Annotated in this window: 12 protein-coding genes and 1 tRNA gene; 11 read left to right on the forward strand and 2 right to left on the reverse strand. The window is 46.0% G+C overall.

Translation table 11 applies throughout. The annotated features are described in order from the left end of the window. The first annotated feature begins 16 nt into the window (after positions 1-16). A complete protein-coding gene (locus MHH46_RS00895; RefSeq protein ID WP_076192643.1) occupies positions 17-1,120 on the forward strand; it encodes a PdaC/SigV domain-containing protein in 1,104 nt (367 codons plus the stop codon). 111 nt (positions 1,121-1,231) lie between these two features. Further along, entirely contained in the window at positions 1,232-1,870 is a 639-nt protein-coding gene (locus MHH46_RS00900) for a GDSL-type esterase/lipase family protein (RefSeq protein WP_076192640.1), read from the forward strand. A gap of 89 nt (positions 1,871-1,959) precedes the next feature. Here the strand turns inward: MHH46_RS00900 and clpP are convergent, their stop codons facing one another. After that, positions 1,960-2,556: an ATP-dependent Clp endopeptidase proteolytic subunit ClpP gene (gene clpP / locus MHH46_RS00905; RefSeq protein ID WP_036687113.1), complete on the reverse strand. Its 597-nt coding sequence runs from the start codon at positions 2,554-2,556 to the stop codon at positions 1,960-1,962. Between the two features lie 193 nt (positions 2,557-2,749). After that, positions 2,750-2,824, reverse strand: a tRNA-Arg gene (locus MHH46_RS00910). A 268-nt stretch (positions 2,825-3,092) separates the two neighbouring features. Between MHH46_RS00910 and MHH46_RS00915 the strand changes: the two genes are divergently transcribed. From MHH46_RS00915 to smpB, 9 genes are all read left to right on the forward strand, one after another. Beyond that, on the forward strand, positions 3,093-4,145 hold the full coding sequence (locus tag MHH46_RS00915; RefSeq protein WP_076126862.1) for a sugar-binding transcriptional regulator: 1,053 nt from the start codon (positions 3,093-3,095) through the stop codon (positions 4,143-4,145). Positions 4,146-4,258: 113 nt separating this feature from the next. Further along, positions 4,259-5,269 (forward strand): type I glyceraldehyde-3-phosphate dehydrogenase, encoded by a 1,011-nt coding sequence (gene gap / locus MHH46_RS00920; protein WP_036687120.1) that lies wholly within the window; start codon positions 4,259-4,261, stop codon positions 5,267-5,269. Between the two features lie 116 nt (positions 5,270-5,385). Then, positions 5,386-6,567 (forward strand): phosphoglycerate kinase, encoded by a 1,182-nt coding sequence (locus tag MHH46_RS00925; protein ID WP_036687122.1) that lies wholly within the window; start codon positions 5,386-5,388, stop codon positions 6,565-6,567. 26 nt (positions 6,568-6,593) lie between these two features. After that, positions 6,594-7,346: a triose-phosphate isomerase gene (gene tpiA, locus MHH46_RS00930; RefSeq protein WP_076126864.1), complete on the forward strand. Its 753-nt coding sequence runs from the start codon at positions 6,594-6,596 to the stop codon at positions 7,344-7,346. A gap of 1 nt (position 7,347) precedes the next feature. Next, positions 7,348-8,892, forward strand: a complete 1,545-nt coding sequence (gpmI, locus tag MHH46_RS00935; protein WP_076186855.1) for a 2,3-bisphosphoglycerate-independent phosphoglycerate mutase — start codon at positions 7,348-7,350, stop codon at positions 8,890-8,892. Positions 8,893-8,965: 73 nt separating this feature from the next. Then, complete coding sequence (gene eno, locus MHH46_RS00940; protein WP_036687130.1) at positions 8,966-10,252, forward strand: phosphopyruvate hydratase; 1,287 nt, start codon at positions 8,966-8,968, stop codon at positions 10,250-10,252. A 231-nt stretch (positions 10,253-10,483) separates the two neighbouring features. Continuing rightward, positions 10,484-10,717, forward strand: a complete 234-nt coding sequence (secG, locus tag MHH46_RS00945; RefSeq protein ID WP_076126868.1) for a preprotein translocase subunit SecG — start codon at positions 10,484-10,486, stop codon at positions 10,715-10,717. A 354-nt stretch (positions 10,718-11,071) separates the two neighbouring features. Beyond that, positions 11,072-13,939, forward strand: a complete 2,868-nt coding sequence (gene rnr / locus MHH46_RS00950; RefSeq protein ID WP_076192669.1) for a ribonuclease R — start codon at positions 11,072-11,074, stop codon at positions 13,937-13,939. Between the two features lie 757 nt (positions 13,940-14,696). Next, the gene (gene smpB, locus MHH46_RS00955) at positions 14,697-15,176 is read left to right on the forward strand and encodes an SsrA-binding protein SmpB (RefSeq protein WP_036687155.1); all 480 of its coding nucleotides are present in this window, start codon (positions 14,697-14,699) and stop codon (positions 15,174-15,176) included. Position 15,177: the final 1 nt, after the last annotated feature.

A 15,177-nucleotide genomic window follows, 5' to 3' on the forward strand; every position in this document is an offset into this window, starting at 1 on the left:
GGAGAGGAAAAATAAGATGATGAATATTATTTCAAAAGAATCAGCACGCAAATGGGGCATAGGTCTGATGTCAGCAGGTTTATTGTTTGGTGGAGGTCTGCTGCCCAGCGAAACGGGTTATGCAGCAGCTAGTAAAACGGAGAATAAAGCTATTGATTCGCGTATCGTTTTAAAGGCAAACGGGATAAATTCGTTGCAGGAAGGTATTTTGAAGGAAGGACAGGCCTGGATTCCCATAACTTTTATGCGAGATGTGTTGGGATTACCGCTTGTGTATGATAAGAAGGAAAATGCGTACATGATTGGAAAAGGATCGGCCAAGGCCAAGTTGATGTTATCCAGCTACGGTACTTCTGTGTGGGTGAACAACTATTTCATTCGAGAGTATGAAGGGAAGTTAATTAATAATCGCCTCTATGTTCCATCAGGATTGTTAAATGATTATATGGGTTATAAGGTAGATTGGAGTCGGGCCGCCAGTAGGCTGAATGTGGTGAACAGACCGCAGAACGCGCTGACGGTAACCACGGAAACTTATGCTAAAGATCGGGCAGAAGCTTTTATTCAGCTTGATTATCCGAAGATCAGTGGATTGGGCAACTCCAGTGCGCAACAAGCTATTAATAATACTTTGAAGGAAAGTGTTATGAAATTCGCGGCGGGTGCAGAACAGGATATCTCCGATCGAGATGGAGCAGAGCCCAAATACACCTATGATTCAGGTTATGTAGTGACCTACAATCAGAATGGTGTGATCAGCATAGTGATGCATCAGTATAGTGATACGGGCGGGGCCCATGGAATGACTAACCGTGAAGCCTTCACCTTCTCGCTTAAGGATGGTAAACGTCTACTGTTGGGCGACCTGTTTGGAGCTAATCCAAACTACAAAAAACAGCTGAATGCAAAGCTGAGCAAGCTGCTGAAGGCAGAGGATAGTTATTTGGGAGGATTCAACGGATTGAATACGGAGAAATATTTCTATCTGAAGGACGACAAGGTTGTTCTGTTCTTCCAATTATATGAGTACACAGCGTATGCTGCAGGCTTCCCTGAGTATACTTTTAGTTTCAAAGAGCTTTTGCCGGATGGCAGTAGCCCGTTTGCTGGCATGAAATAAATGGCAATGTTTCGTCTCCGCTAATGTCGGCACAAGACATCTCCCCCTTACCAGAGTTGTCTCTTGTTCATATGCTAAAGGGAGTAACTAGTTTATGAACGGGGGAGAGCTATGGGCTACCAATATACTGCAATTGGCGATTCCTTGACGACTGGATTTGGTGCTCTGCCAGGTAACGGTTTTGTACCGGTGTACCGTAGAATGGCAGAAGGGAGACTGCGGACTACTGTAGCCTCTACGAATTTAGGCGTGAACGGAATGACTACTTCAGAGCTGGAGCAGCGGCTGCGCGGAAATTCCATGATGCGTGAGGCCGTTCGAGTAGCCGATATCATCACTGTGTCTATCGGTGGTAATGATTTGATTCACGCGGCCAAATCAGCAGCAAGACAGCAAGGAAACTTATCCGCAGAACTGCGGAGATCGCTTCAGGAATGCAAACAAAATTTCTCTGCAATTATGAATATCCTTATACAATTGAAGGCGAGGACTTGTAGACCTTTTATCATTAGAATTGTGGGATTATATAATCCCTATCCTCAGGTGGTTGGTGCGACAGAGTGGGTCAGACAGTTTAATCAATACGCAGCACAGTACAGCAGCCGAGTATGTGGATTTGCTTCGATTTATAGTGAGTTCGCAGGAAATGAGAGAGGGCTGTTATCCATTGATCATCTGCATCCGAATGGCCGGGGTTATCGCGTGATTGCCGAGAAGCTGGATGCGCTAGGTTATGGCGGGCTGGCGTGATTGGATTTAGGTCTTCTATAAAATATAAAGAGGCTGTGCTCTAACCATAACGGATAGAGCACAGCCTCTTTATATTTTTACTTTATAGCTTACACACCGCTAGGCAATGTCTTCTCGATTACTTTATCTACGATACCGTATTCAGCCGCGTCTGCAGCAGTCATGAAGTAGTCGCGATCTGTATCCTTCTCAATACGTTCTAGAGGTTGACCCGTACGTTCTGCTAGAATACGGTTCAGCTTATCGCGCAATTTGAGGATGCGGCGGGCACGGATTTCAATGTCCGTTGCTTGACCTTGAGCACCACCCAGAGGCTGGTGGATCATGATCTCGCTGTTAGGCAGTGCGAAGCGTTTGCCTTTGGCGCCAGCGTTTAGCAGGAAAGCTCCCATGGAAGCTGCCATACCCACACAGATGGTGGAAACATCTGGTTTAATGTACTGCATTGTATCAAAAATAGCCATACCTGCAGTAATGGAACCGCCTGGGCTATTCACGTAAAGGTGAATGTCCTTGTCAGGATCTTCGGCAGCCAAGAACAGCATTTGTGCGATGATAGAATTGGCTACCACGTCATTAACCTCCGTTCCAAGGAAAATGATGCGGTCCTTCAGCAGGCGGGAATAGATGTCATAAGCGCGCTCGCCGCGGTTGCTCTGTTCTACTACCATAGGAATATAACTCACGTGGAAAACCTCCTTGATATTGGTTCTTCAAATGTATTCATTTTTACTCTTGCCGTATTACCCACATGATAAACAAATTCAAACAAAAAGTCAAAGAAAGTCAAACTTATATTCAAAAAAAAGAGCCGACAAGCGGCTCTTTGGTTAAGTAGTAGTATAGGCACTACTAAATTATGTGCAAAAATGAAATTAATGGCGCGCCCGCCAAGAATCGAACTTGGATCTCAGGCTTCGGAGGCCTACGTCATATCCATTGGACCACGGGCGCAACAAAAATGATTATAATACAATTTTTACACAATTGCAATGTAATATTAATACTGGACAAGCGCTCTAGGGACAGGCATCGGGCGCTATATCTTTTTCTGACCTTATTAATGTATAAGAAGACAAGCGCTTGAGAATTCTACTCTCGGAAGACTTGCGCTTCGAGCAATATTTGGTTAGAATATGGGTGGGACTTAAAAAGTTTACCCGGGACGTTTTGAGACCATGAACAAGGGAATAGAGGAAGACGAAGTTGCAGGAGTGAAAGTATGCGTAATTTATTAGATATCCAAAAGCAGCTTCTGCCTGATCTCATGGAAACCCTTAAGAGACGGTACACGATTCTTCATCAGATCATGCTGTCCGATATTATTGGGCGCAGAACGCTAGCCGCTTCGCTAGATATGACTGAGCGGGTACTGCGTGCCGAGACGGATCTTCTGAAATCGCAAGGGCTTATTGAGATCGAGAGTGTTGGCATGCGCATTAGCGCTGCTGGACGTAGACTGCTTGATTTGCTAGAGCCGGTTGTTAAGAGCCTATTTGGTCTGGATGAGCTGGAAGAGAAAATTCGAGCAACGTATGGTCTGGATAAAGTTATTGTAGTACCGGGTGATTGTGAGTCATCGCCGTTCACCAAACGAGAGCTTGGCCGAGCGGGTGCGAAAGCGCTGCTGAGTATACTTCGCGCAGATGATACAGTTGCCGTCACAGGTGGATCGACGCTTGCCGATATGGCTGATCAACTGGCACCGCCGTTGTCCCTTTCCTATAAGAACGCTTGGTTTGTTCCGGCGCGTGGAGGATTAGGAGAGAGTATGGAGATTCAAGCCAACACGATTGCCTCAACAATGGCAAAGCGGGTTGGAGCCAACTACCGGTTGTTGCATGTCCCTGATTTGCTTAGCGGGGATGCATACCAATCGCTGGCACTTGACTCTAATATTGGAGAGATTGTACAAACCATCCGTAGTTCGCGTATTATTGTACATGGGATTGGGGATGCCATTGAAATGACCCGCCGCCGCAAACTGGACGAGGCTACAGTCTCGGAAATCCAGGGTGAAGGGGCAGTGGCCGAATCTTTTGGCTATTATTTCAATGAAGAGGGTCAGGTTGTCCATACCATGCTTACGATGGGTCTACGTCTAGAAGATATTATCCGGACAGAGAAAGTCATCGGTATTGCAGGAGGCAAACCCAAGGCCAAAGCCATTCATGCCATGCTGCGTTTCGGGCAGGAGAATATTCTCGTCACGGACGAGGCTGCTGCAGTAGAAATAGGCAAGGAAATTGACAATCAACTACAGCTATCTTCGTAGTTTTTAGATTGCAGGCAATAACATACTTCTTGCATCATACTTAACATTGTTGTCATGACAGACCTCACCGTCTGTTTTGAATAAATAAAACGAATTCTAGGAGGAACTATTCAATGAGTGTAAAAGTTGGAATTAACGGTTTTGGACGTATTGGACGCCTTGCTTTCCGCCGTATTCAAAATGTAGAAGGTATCGAAGTGGTAGCAATCAACGACTTGACTGACGCTAAGATGCTTGCTCATTTGCTTAAATATGATACAACTCAAGGTAAATTCCAAGGTGATGTTGAAGTGCATGATGGCTTCTTCAAAGTCAATGGTAAAGAAGTTAAGGTTCTTGCTAACCGCAACCCTGAAGAATTGCCATGGGGCGACCTAGGCGTTGATATCGTACTTGAGTGCACAGGTTTCTTCACAACTAAAGAAGCAGCTGAAAAACACTTGAAAGGTGGAGCTAAGAAAGTAGTTATCTCCGCTCCAGCTACTGGCGACATGAAAACTGTCGTTTACAACGTTAACGATGACATTCTTGATGGTACTGAGACTGTTATTTCCGGCGCATCTTGCACAACTAACTGCCTAGCTCCAATGGCAAAAGTACTGAACGACAAGTTCGGTATCGTTGAAGGCTTGATGACTACAATTCATGCTTACACTGGCGACCAAAACACTTTGGATGCTCCACATGCTAAAGGTGACTTCAGACGCGCTCGTGCAGCAGCTGAGAACATCATTCCTAACACTACTGGTGCTGCTAAAGCAATCGGTCTGGTTATTCCAGAACTTAAAGGTAAATTGGATGGTGCAGCTCAACGTGTTCCAGTTGCAACTGGTTCCCTGACTGAGCTTGTAACTGTTCTTGATAAGAGCGTTACTGTTGAAGAAATCAACGCAGCAATGAAAGCAGCTTCCGATCCAGACACTTATGGTTACACTGAAGATGAAATCGTATCTTCCGACATCAAAGGTATGACTTTCGGATCCCTGTTCGATGCTACACAAACTAAAGTATTGACTGTTGGCGACAAACAACTGGTTAAAACTGTTGCTTGGTATGACAATGAAATGTCCTACACTGCACAATTGGTTCGTACTTTGGAGAAATTCGCTAAAATCGCTAAGTAATTGACTTGATATAAGCAACATCTATAGAGCGGAAACAGAAATTCCTTGTTTCCGCTCTTTCTAAATGTATTTCTTGTTTCCTGCTAGAAACAATTTTGGGTGTGGAGGAATTAATCATGAACAAAAAAAGCGTCCGTGATGTAGAAGTAAAGGGTAAGCGCGTATTTGTACGCGTGGATTTCAACGTACCTGTAGAAGACGGTAAAATTACTGATGATACTCGTATTCGCGAAACACTTCCAACCATTAAATATTTGATCGAGAACGGTGCAAAGATCATTCTTGCGAGTCATATGGGTCGTCCTAAAGGCGAATTCGTAGATTCCATGCGTTTGACTACTGCTGCTGAACGTCTGTCCGAGCTCCTTGGCAAACCAGTAGCTAAAGCTGACGAGGCAATTGGCGAAGCTGTAAAAGCAAAAATCGCTGAGCTAGGCGAAGGCGACGTACTTGTACTTGAGAATGTTCGCTTCTACCCAGGTGAAGAGAAAAACGATCCTGAACTGGCTAAACAATTCGCTGAATTGGCTGATTTGTTTGTTAATGATGCGTTTGGTGCGGCTCACCGTGCACATGCATCGACAGAAGGTATCGCTCATTTCTTACCAGCTGTATCCGGTCTTTTGATGGAGAAAGAATTGTCCGTTCTTGGTAAAGCTCTTTCTAACCCAGAACGTCCTTTCACTGCGATCATCGGTGGTTCGAAAGTTAAAGACAAGATTGATGTTATTGATAACTTGTTGTCTTTGGCTGATAACGTCCTGATCGGCGGTGGATTGTCTTATACATTCACTAAAGCACAAGGCTTTGAAATCGGTAAATCACTAGTAGACAACGACAAACTGGACGTTGCTCTTGGATTCATCGAAAAAGCAAAAGCACTTGGTAAAAACTTCATGCTTCCTGTTGATGTTGTTGTTGCTGATAAATTTGGTGCTGACGCTAACACTAAGATCGTTGATTACAATGAAATCCCAGAAGGTTGGGAAGGACTTGATATCGGACCTAAGACTCGTGAACTTTATGCCGATATTATCAAGAACTCCAAGCTGGTTGTCTGGAATGGACCTATGGGCGTATTCGAAATCGATAAATTCGCTGAAGGTACACTTGCAGTAGCAAAAGCTTGTGCAACTACTGAAGGTTACACTGTTATTGGTGGCGGAGATTCCGCAGCAGCAGCAGAGAAATTCCACCTGGCTGATCAAATGGATCATATCTCCACTGGTGGCGGTGCATCCCTTGAGTTCATGGAAGGCAAGGCGCTTCCTGGCGTAGAAGCACTGAACGATAAGTAAGACCTAAGAAGGAGGCAACATAAGTCATGAGAACACCTATTATTGCAGGTAACTGGAAAATGTTCAAAACAGTTCCTGAAGCAGAAAGCTTTATTGCTGAAATTAAAGGCAAAGCAGAAGTAGAAGGCGTTGAGACTGTAATCTGCGCTCCATTTACTAACCTGCCTGCACTTGTAGCAGCTGCAAAAGGTACTGACATCAAGATTGGTGCACAAAACCTACACTTTGAAGATAACGGTGCTTACACAGGCGAGATCAGTGGTGTAATGCTAAGTGATCTTGGTGTGGACTATGTTATCATTGGCCACTCTGAGCGTCGTGCTTATTTTGGCGAAACGGATGAAATCGTGAATAAGAAAATGCATGCTGCATTTCGTCACGGAATTACTCCTATCGTATGTGTTGGCGAAAAGCTCGAAGAGCGTGAAGCTGATCAAACTAAAGCAGTATGTAAAGTACAAACTGAAGCTGCATTCCAAGGTCTTAGTGCCGAGCAAGCAGCAAAAGTTGTTATTGCATACGAACCTATCTGGGCTATTGGCACAGGTAAATCTTCCACTTCCCAAGATGCTAACGAAGTTATTGCTTACATCCGCAGTCTTGTAAAAGATCTGTATGATGCAGCAACAGCTGAAGCTGTTCGTATTCAATACGGCGGCAGCGTGAAGCCTGAGAATGTAACTGAGTACATGGGCCAAAGCGACATCGATGGTGCGCTTGTTGGCGGTGCCAGCTTACAACCGGATTCCTTCGTTCAATTGGTTGAGGGGGCGAAGTAAGATGTCAGCTCCAAAACCCGTAGCTTTGATCATCATGGATGGTTTTGGTTTGCGTGGAACGACAGAAGGTAATGCCGTTGCTCAAGCCAACAAACCTAACTATGACCGTTACCTGAAACAATATCCTAACACTACACTCACTGCTTGCGGTGAAGCTGTAGGCCTTCCGGCAGGGCAAATGGGCAACTCCGAAGTAGGGCATTTGAATATTGGTGCAGGCCGGATCGTTTATCAGGATTTGACTCGTATCGATAAATCGATTCGCGAGGGTGAGTTCTTCGATAACGAAACCCTGGTTAGCGCAGTTAGAAATGCTAAGAACACTGGCAAAAAGCTTCACCTTTATGCGCTTGTATCCGACGGAGGGGTACATAGCCATATTAACCACCTGTTTGCTATGCTTGACCTGGCTAAAAAAGAAGATATGCATGAAGTGTATATCCATGCTTTTATGGACGGTCGTGACGTAGCTCCTGATAGTGGGAAGAAGTTTGTCCAAGATCTAGTAGCTAAAATCGAAGAGGTTGGCGTGGGTACAATTGCAACGGTGTCCGGACGTTATTACGCAATGGATCGTGATAAACGTTGGGAACGTGTAGAGAAAGCCTACCGTGCTATGGTTTATGGTGAAGGCCCTAAATACACGGATGCTGTGCAAGCCATCACTTCATCTTATGAAAACTCGGTATTTGATGAATTCGTTGAACCTAGTGTAATTGTAAACAGTGAAGGCAAACCTGTAACGGCAGTAGAGAGCGGCGATTCCGTCGTATTCCTCAACTTCCGTCCTGACCGTGCTATTCAATTGTCACAAGTGTTCACGAATCAAGATTTCCGCGGTTTCGATCGTGGTCCTTTGTTCCCGCAAAACCTGCACTTCGTATGCCTAACTACTTTCAGCGAAACGGTACAAGGTTATGTAGCCTATTCACCGAAGAACCTGGATAACACATTGGGTGAAGTGCTTGTTCAACAAAACAAGAAGCAACTGCGCATCGCGGAAACTGAGAAATATCCGCATGTAACCTTCTTCTTCAGCGGTGGACGTGACGAGGAGCTTCCTGGTGAAACTCGGATCTTAATCAACTCTCCTAAAGTGGCAACCTATGATCTTCAACCTGAGATGAGCGCATACGAAGTGGCTGCAGCCTGCGTAGCGGAAATCGAAGCGGAAAGACAGGATGCTATCATTCTTAACTTTGCCAATCCTGATATGGTTGGACACTCCGGCATGCTGGAACCAACAATCAAGGCTGTAGAAGTGACGGATGAGTGTGTAGGTAAAGTAGTGGATGCGGTTGTTGCCAAAGGTGGCGTTGCCATTATTATCGCTGACCATGGTAATGCAGATATGGTATTTGACGAGAACGGTCGCCCGTTCACAGCTCATACAACCAATCCTGTTCCGTTCATCGTGACTACTGAGAATGTTGTATTGCGTGAATCCGGTATTCTTGCAGACGTAGCACCAACAATCCTAGATTTGATGGGACTTCCGCAACCTGCGGAAATGACCGGACAATCCATGATTGCTAGCCGTAAGTAAGGTAAGGTATAACGCCTTTGATTTTAAGCTATACAAGTAAGACCAAAACAATGTTAAAAGGAGATTAACTTACATGACTATTATTTCTGATGTATATGCTCGCGAAGTCCTTGACTCCCGTGGTAACCCTACTGTAGAGGTTGACGTTTATCTGGAATCCGGTGCTAAAGGCCGCGCTATCGTTCCTTCCGGCGCTTCCACTGGTGCTCACGAAGCTGTAGAACTTCGTGATGGCGACAAATCCCGTTACATGGGTAAAGGCGTTCTGAAAGCTGTTGAGAACGTAAATGAAATCATCGCTCCAGAAGTTATCGGTATGGACGCTCTTGACCAAGTGGGCATCGACAAATTGATGATTACTTTGGACGGAACTCCTAACAAAGGTAAATTGGGCGCTAACGCAATCCTAGCTGTATCCATGGCAGTAGCTCGTGCAGCTGCAGCAGCTTTGGATATTCCTTTGTACGTATACCTGGGCGGATTCAACGCTAAAACTCTACCAGTACCAATGATGAACATCATCAATGGTGGTGAGCATGCGGACAACAACATCGACGTTCAAGAGTTCATGGTTCTTCCTGTAGGAGCTCCAAGCTTCAAAGAAGCTCTTCGCACAGGTGCTGAAATCTTCCACAACTTGAAATCCGTACTTCAATCCAAAGGCCTGAACACAGCTGTAGGTGACGAAGGTGGTTTCGCACCGAACCTTGGTTCGAATGAAGAAGCAATCACTACAATCATCGAAGCTATTGAAAAAGCTGGTTACAAACCAGGTGTTGACGTATTCTTGGGTATGGACGTTGCTTCCACTGAGTTCTACAAAGACGGTAAATACACCCTTGCTGGCGAAGGTAAATCTTACACTTCCGCTGAGTATGTTGACCTTCTTGCTTCATGGGTTGAAAAATATCCTATCATCACAATCGAAGACGGTATGTCCGAAGACGACTGGGATGGCTGGAAATTGCTTACTGAAAAATTGGGCGACAAAGTCCAATTGGTTGGTGACGACTTGTTCGTAACTAACACTGAGCGTCTTGCAACAGGTATCGAAAAAGGTATCGGTAACTCCATCTTGGTTAAGGTTAACCAAATTGGTACATTGACTGAAACTTTTGATGCTATTGAAATGGCTAAACGTGCTGGTTACACAGCAGTTATCTCCCACCGTTCCGGTGAATCCGAAGATAGCACAATCGCTGATATCGCCGTTGCGACTAATGCTGGTCAAATCAAAACAGGTGCTCCTTCCCGTACAGACCGTGTTGCTAAATACAACCAATTGCTTCGCATCGAAGATGAGTTGGGTGAATTGGCTCAATACAACGGCCTGAAATCCTTCTACAACCTTAAAAGATAATCTGCTTTTATAGCAGACTTCGAAGACCCGCCGTTATGGCGGGTCTTTTTTATGATTTGAAGAAGATAGACTTTAATAGGTTTATCCTTATCTTGCAAGAAAAGCTACGACTTAACAGTCTAAGCTGTTGTATTACCGACAGCGCTATGATAAAATAAGAATACTGTTTATGTATCGTGATAACCTAAATTACCATAGATAGTGATGCTTAGGCGTAGGAGGTGGAAGTGAATGGATATCTTTTTGAAAGTTGTGCTCCTGATTTTTTCCGTCGGTCTTATTGCGGTCGTTCTTCTGCAAAAGGGGAAAAGCGCGGGTCTTTCCGGTGCCATCTCTGGCGGTGCTGAGCATCTCTTTGGTAAAACAAAAGCTCGTGGTATGGAGCTTGTACTACAACGTGTAACTGTTGGACTTGCTGCTGGTTTCTTCATCATGGCGATTCTAGCTGCTATTCTAATCGACTAAAAGATCTACCGTAAGCCCTCGCTCTGTTCTAAATGGAATAGAGCGGAGGCTTTTTTGTTATATTAAAAGGAGTTAAAAAGCACCTAAGGGTGCTTTTCTTTTCATATTCGCAAAGAAAAAGGCTGGATCGATAAGAAGTAAATCTGAAATTGGCATGGATGTATTTCAGCAGTTAAAGGAAATTTTGTACTGCGTTAACCTTTGGATGACAGTAACAGGGATGCGCAGGATTGATTTCGTGTATACTAGGGTATGAAGTAGTAAAGGTAAAATTTACTTGGCATTACTGCAGGGCAGGACAAGATATACATATTTGCCAGCGGCTTGAAGCCGCGGAGGGCTGGGGTGACGAACATGATAACACAAGAAATATTACTCGATTTCATGCGGGAAACTGCATATAAACCAATGACTTATGAAGAGCTGGTGAGTCATTTTGCTCTAGAGGATAGTGAAGGGTTTAAAAAGTTCGAGGAGCTGCTGATTGAATTAGAGCAGGATGGAAGAATTGTATTGACCCGTACTGCACGTTATGGCGTGCCAGAACGGATGGATTTACTGCGTGGACGTTTACAAGCACATGCGAAGGGTTTTGCTTTTTTAATCCCGGATGATCGTGATCATCCTGACGTATATATCCATGCAAATGATCTTAAGGGAGCTATGAATGGCGATATCGTTCTGATTCGTATTACCTCTAAAAGTCCGTCCGGCGGACGTATGGAAGGCGAAGTAGTACGTATTGTAAAACGTGGCGTGTTGCAGACGGTAGGTGTTTTTCAGAACCTGGAGACCTATGGTTTTGTGCTGCCTGATGATAAGCGGATTAATCGTGATATTTTTATTCCGAAGCAATCCTTTAAAGGTGCTGTAGATGGTCAAAAGGTCGTTGTGCGTATTGTGAGTTATCCGGAAGGCCGAGCAGCGGCAGAGGGTGAAATTATTGAAATTCTCGGACATAAGGATGATCCGGGTGTTGATATTCTTTCCATTATCCGCAAACATCAATTGCCTGAAGCATTTCCAGCTGAAGTGATGGATGAAGCCGATAGTGCTCCTGATTCAATTACAGAAGAGGAGATTGCGGAGCAAGGAAGACGCGACCTGCGCGGACTGAACATTGTTACGATTGATGGCGAAGATGCTAAGGATTTGGATGATGCGGTAAACGTACAGCGCTTGGAGAATGGACATTACAAGCTGGGCGTCCATATAGCAGACGTAGGTTATTATGTGCGTGAAGGCTCTGAGCTGGATAAAGAAGCCTATGACCGCGGTTGTAGTGTGTATTTGGTAGACCGGGTTATTCCGATGCTGCCGCACCGTCTATCGAACGGGATTTGCAGCTTGAATCCACAGGTAGACCGGTTAACAATGTCCTGTGAAATGGAATTTAACGAGCAAATGAAGGTTGTGAAGCACGATGTCTTTACGAGCGTGATTCGCACCAAAGAGAGAATGACTTACTCCAATGTTCGTAAAATTCTCGAAGACGAAGATCCAGAGCTGCTGGAACGTTATAGTCCACTAATTGACGATTTCCGCCTCATGAAAGAATTGGCGATGAAGCTGCGCGATGCGCGGATGCGCCGGGGTGCGGTTGATTTTGATTTTGAAGAGAGCAAAATCATCGTGGATGAGAACGGCAAGGCTGTAGATATCGTGAAGCGTGAACGTTCTGTAGCTGAACAGATTATCGAGGAGTTCATGCTGGCGGCAAATGAAACAGTAGCTGAACATTTCCACTGGTTGAAGGTTCCGTTCCTTTACCGGATTCACGAAGATCCAGACCCAGAGAAGCTGCAGAATTTCATGGCTTTTGCGGCCAATTTCGGATATCACGTCAAGGGTCGTGGCAATTCGGTTCATCCACGTGCTTTGCAGGATTTGTTGGAGCAAATCCAAGGCACAAAGGAGCAGACGGTCATCAGTACGATGATGTTGCGTTCTATGAAGCAGGCAAAGTATGATGCGGAGAGCACGGGCCATTTCGGACTGGCTGCGGAATACTATTCTCACTTCACTTCTCCGATTCGCCGGTACCCCGATCTGGTCATTCACCGCGTAATGCGTGAAGTGATTGAGAATGGAGGGGCACTGACCCAGAAACGGCATGATTATTTGTCTAGCCGGATGCCTGACATTGCTCAGCAGTCCTCGGAACGCGAGCGTGTGGCGGTAGAAGCTGAACGCGATACGGAGCAACTGAAGAAAGCAGAATACATGCAGGATAAAGTAGGCGAGGAATTCGAGGCTATGGTCAGCAGTGTGACCAGCTTCGGAATGTTCATCGAGCTGGATAATACCGTCGAAGGTCTTATTCGTCTCAGTGCAATGAGCGACGATTATTATCACTTCGACGAAGGTCATATGGCGCTTATTGGCGAGCGCACATCGCGTGTGTTCCGCATTGGTGACGAGGTGAAGATCCGAGTCGCCAAAGTAAATATGGATGACCACACGATCGATTTCGAGTTGGTCGACATGAAGCCACGCGCGCCAGGCGAGCACCGCGGCGGTGGTTTTGCAGGCGGCCGCGGAGGCAAGGGCGGCCGTTCGGGCGGCGGCTTCATTAAGCCGGCCGGGGGCAAAGGCGCCGCGGGCAAGGGACGCGGCGGTAAAGGCAAGCCCGGCGGCGCTGCTGCAGGCGCGGGCAAGGGCAAGCCGGGCGCAGCTGTGCGCGCCGGTGAAGGGCCGCGCGAAGCGGCCGGTGTTGGCGCAGCGGGCGGACGCGGTAAGCGGAAGCGCGGGCGCGAGGCCGGCGAGGATGCGAGCCGGGTAGTTGCTGCGCCGGGCGCAGAGCGCGGAGGCGAAGCCGGCGGCAACGCAGGCGCGCCGCGTGAGCGAAGCGGCGGGCGAGGCCGCGGCGGAGACACCGGCGGTGCCGGTGGTGGACGCGGCATCAGCTTCGGCTTTGGCTCAGGCAAAGGCGGATACGGCGCTCCTGCGTCCGACGCCTCCGGCGGCGAAGCGCGGGGCGTGGATGGCAGCACGAAGTTCCGCAGCCGCGAGGATCGCGGGGGTAACTTTGGCGGTGGAGAAGGCCGTAACGGCGCTCCTACAGGCAAAGGCCGCCGCAAAAAGAAAACCAAAGGCGGCGTGTTCATCGGCCAGTCCGTGACACCAGGCAACGTAGAGACGTCTGAGCAAGTTACTTCTAAACGGGGTGACAATAATGGCGGCGCTCCAGAAGGAGCACCACGTAAGCGTAAAAAGAAATAAATGACGGTTATGCGTTGCATAACTCTATAACGATACTAAGCACCGTCCCTCTTGGGGGCGGTGCTTTTTAACACATAACAGGCTTGGTTAATTGCATTATGTGCAGTTAAATTTGGGTTATGTAGTAAAAGTGGCAGTTAGTTGCATTTTGTACATCTAAATCTGATGAGTTACCTCTAATTGGTTTGATTTCGCTTTTTTAGCTGCAGAAAGTGCAACTAATTAGTTTTTTGGCGGTGATAAGGCTTAAATAGTTGCACGAAATACATTTATATAGAAAAACGTAGGTGATAGCAAAGTGGATAGGTAGAGGATAGGTGCAGTATAGGATAGGCACAGTATAGGTAAAAGCGGCACTATTTGAATAGGCGTCGAATAGATGTATATCCAAGTAGGGGGAAGCGGATAATTGAGAACAATAGGTAATAAGTAAATAGGGTAGATGGATATAGATATGTAAGAGATTAGTGGATAACTATCTGTTAATTAAGGCGCACAAGCAAAAGGCTAACCTCGCTATTTTCTAAAAACTCCAGATCAACTCAGCTTAATGTTTTTTTGTAACAAATGCTAGATATTGGGTAATGTTACTGACAACTATATGACAAATTAGGTGAGGTATATTTGGTTGAAGGTTCCTTGCGCTCACTTGATTCCATTTGTTACAATATAGATCAGACGTTCGATGGCTGTGTCGTTTAAGATTAGACAGACATGGTTACTTTAACTTATGAATATGATTCAAGGAGTGATTCTCATGGGTAAAAAAGCAGACGGGAAAGTACTCGCCCAGAACAAGAAAGCTTCCCATGATTATTTTATCGAGGATACTTATGAAGCTGGCTTGGTGCTGACGGGTACAGAGATCAAGTCGCTGCGTAATGGCCGCGCTAATATTGGAGATGCTTTTGCTACGATCCGCAATGGTGAGATTCAGATTCACAACATGCATATCAGCCCTTTTGAACAAGGTAACCGTGCCAATCCTACTGATCCCACACGCACACGTAAATTGTTAATGCATAAGGAGCAAATTCATAAACTGCTGGGCTTGTCCAAGCGAGATGGGTTTACGATTGTGCCACTTAAGATTTATGTGCGGAATGGCTATGCGAAGCTGCTGATTGGTCTTGGTAAAGGTAAAAAAGAGTATGACAAACGTGACTCGGCTGCCAAGCGAGATGCTCAACGTGATATCCAGCGTGTACTGCGTGATAAGCAAAAGATCGCCAGATAAT

The sequence above is a fragment of the Paenibacillus sp. FSL H8-0175 genome, assembly GCF_045040615.1.
In the GTDB taxonomy this organism is placed as follows: Bacteria; Bacillota; Bacilli; order Paenibacillales; family Paenibacillaceae; genus Paenibacillus_AQ; species Paenibacillus_AQ odorifer.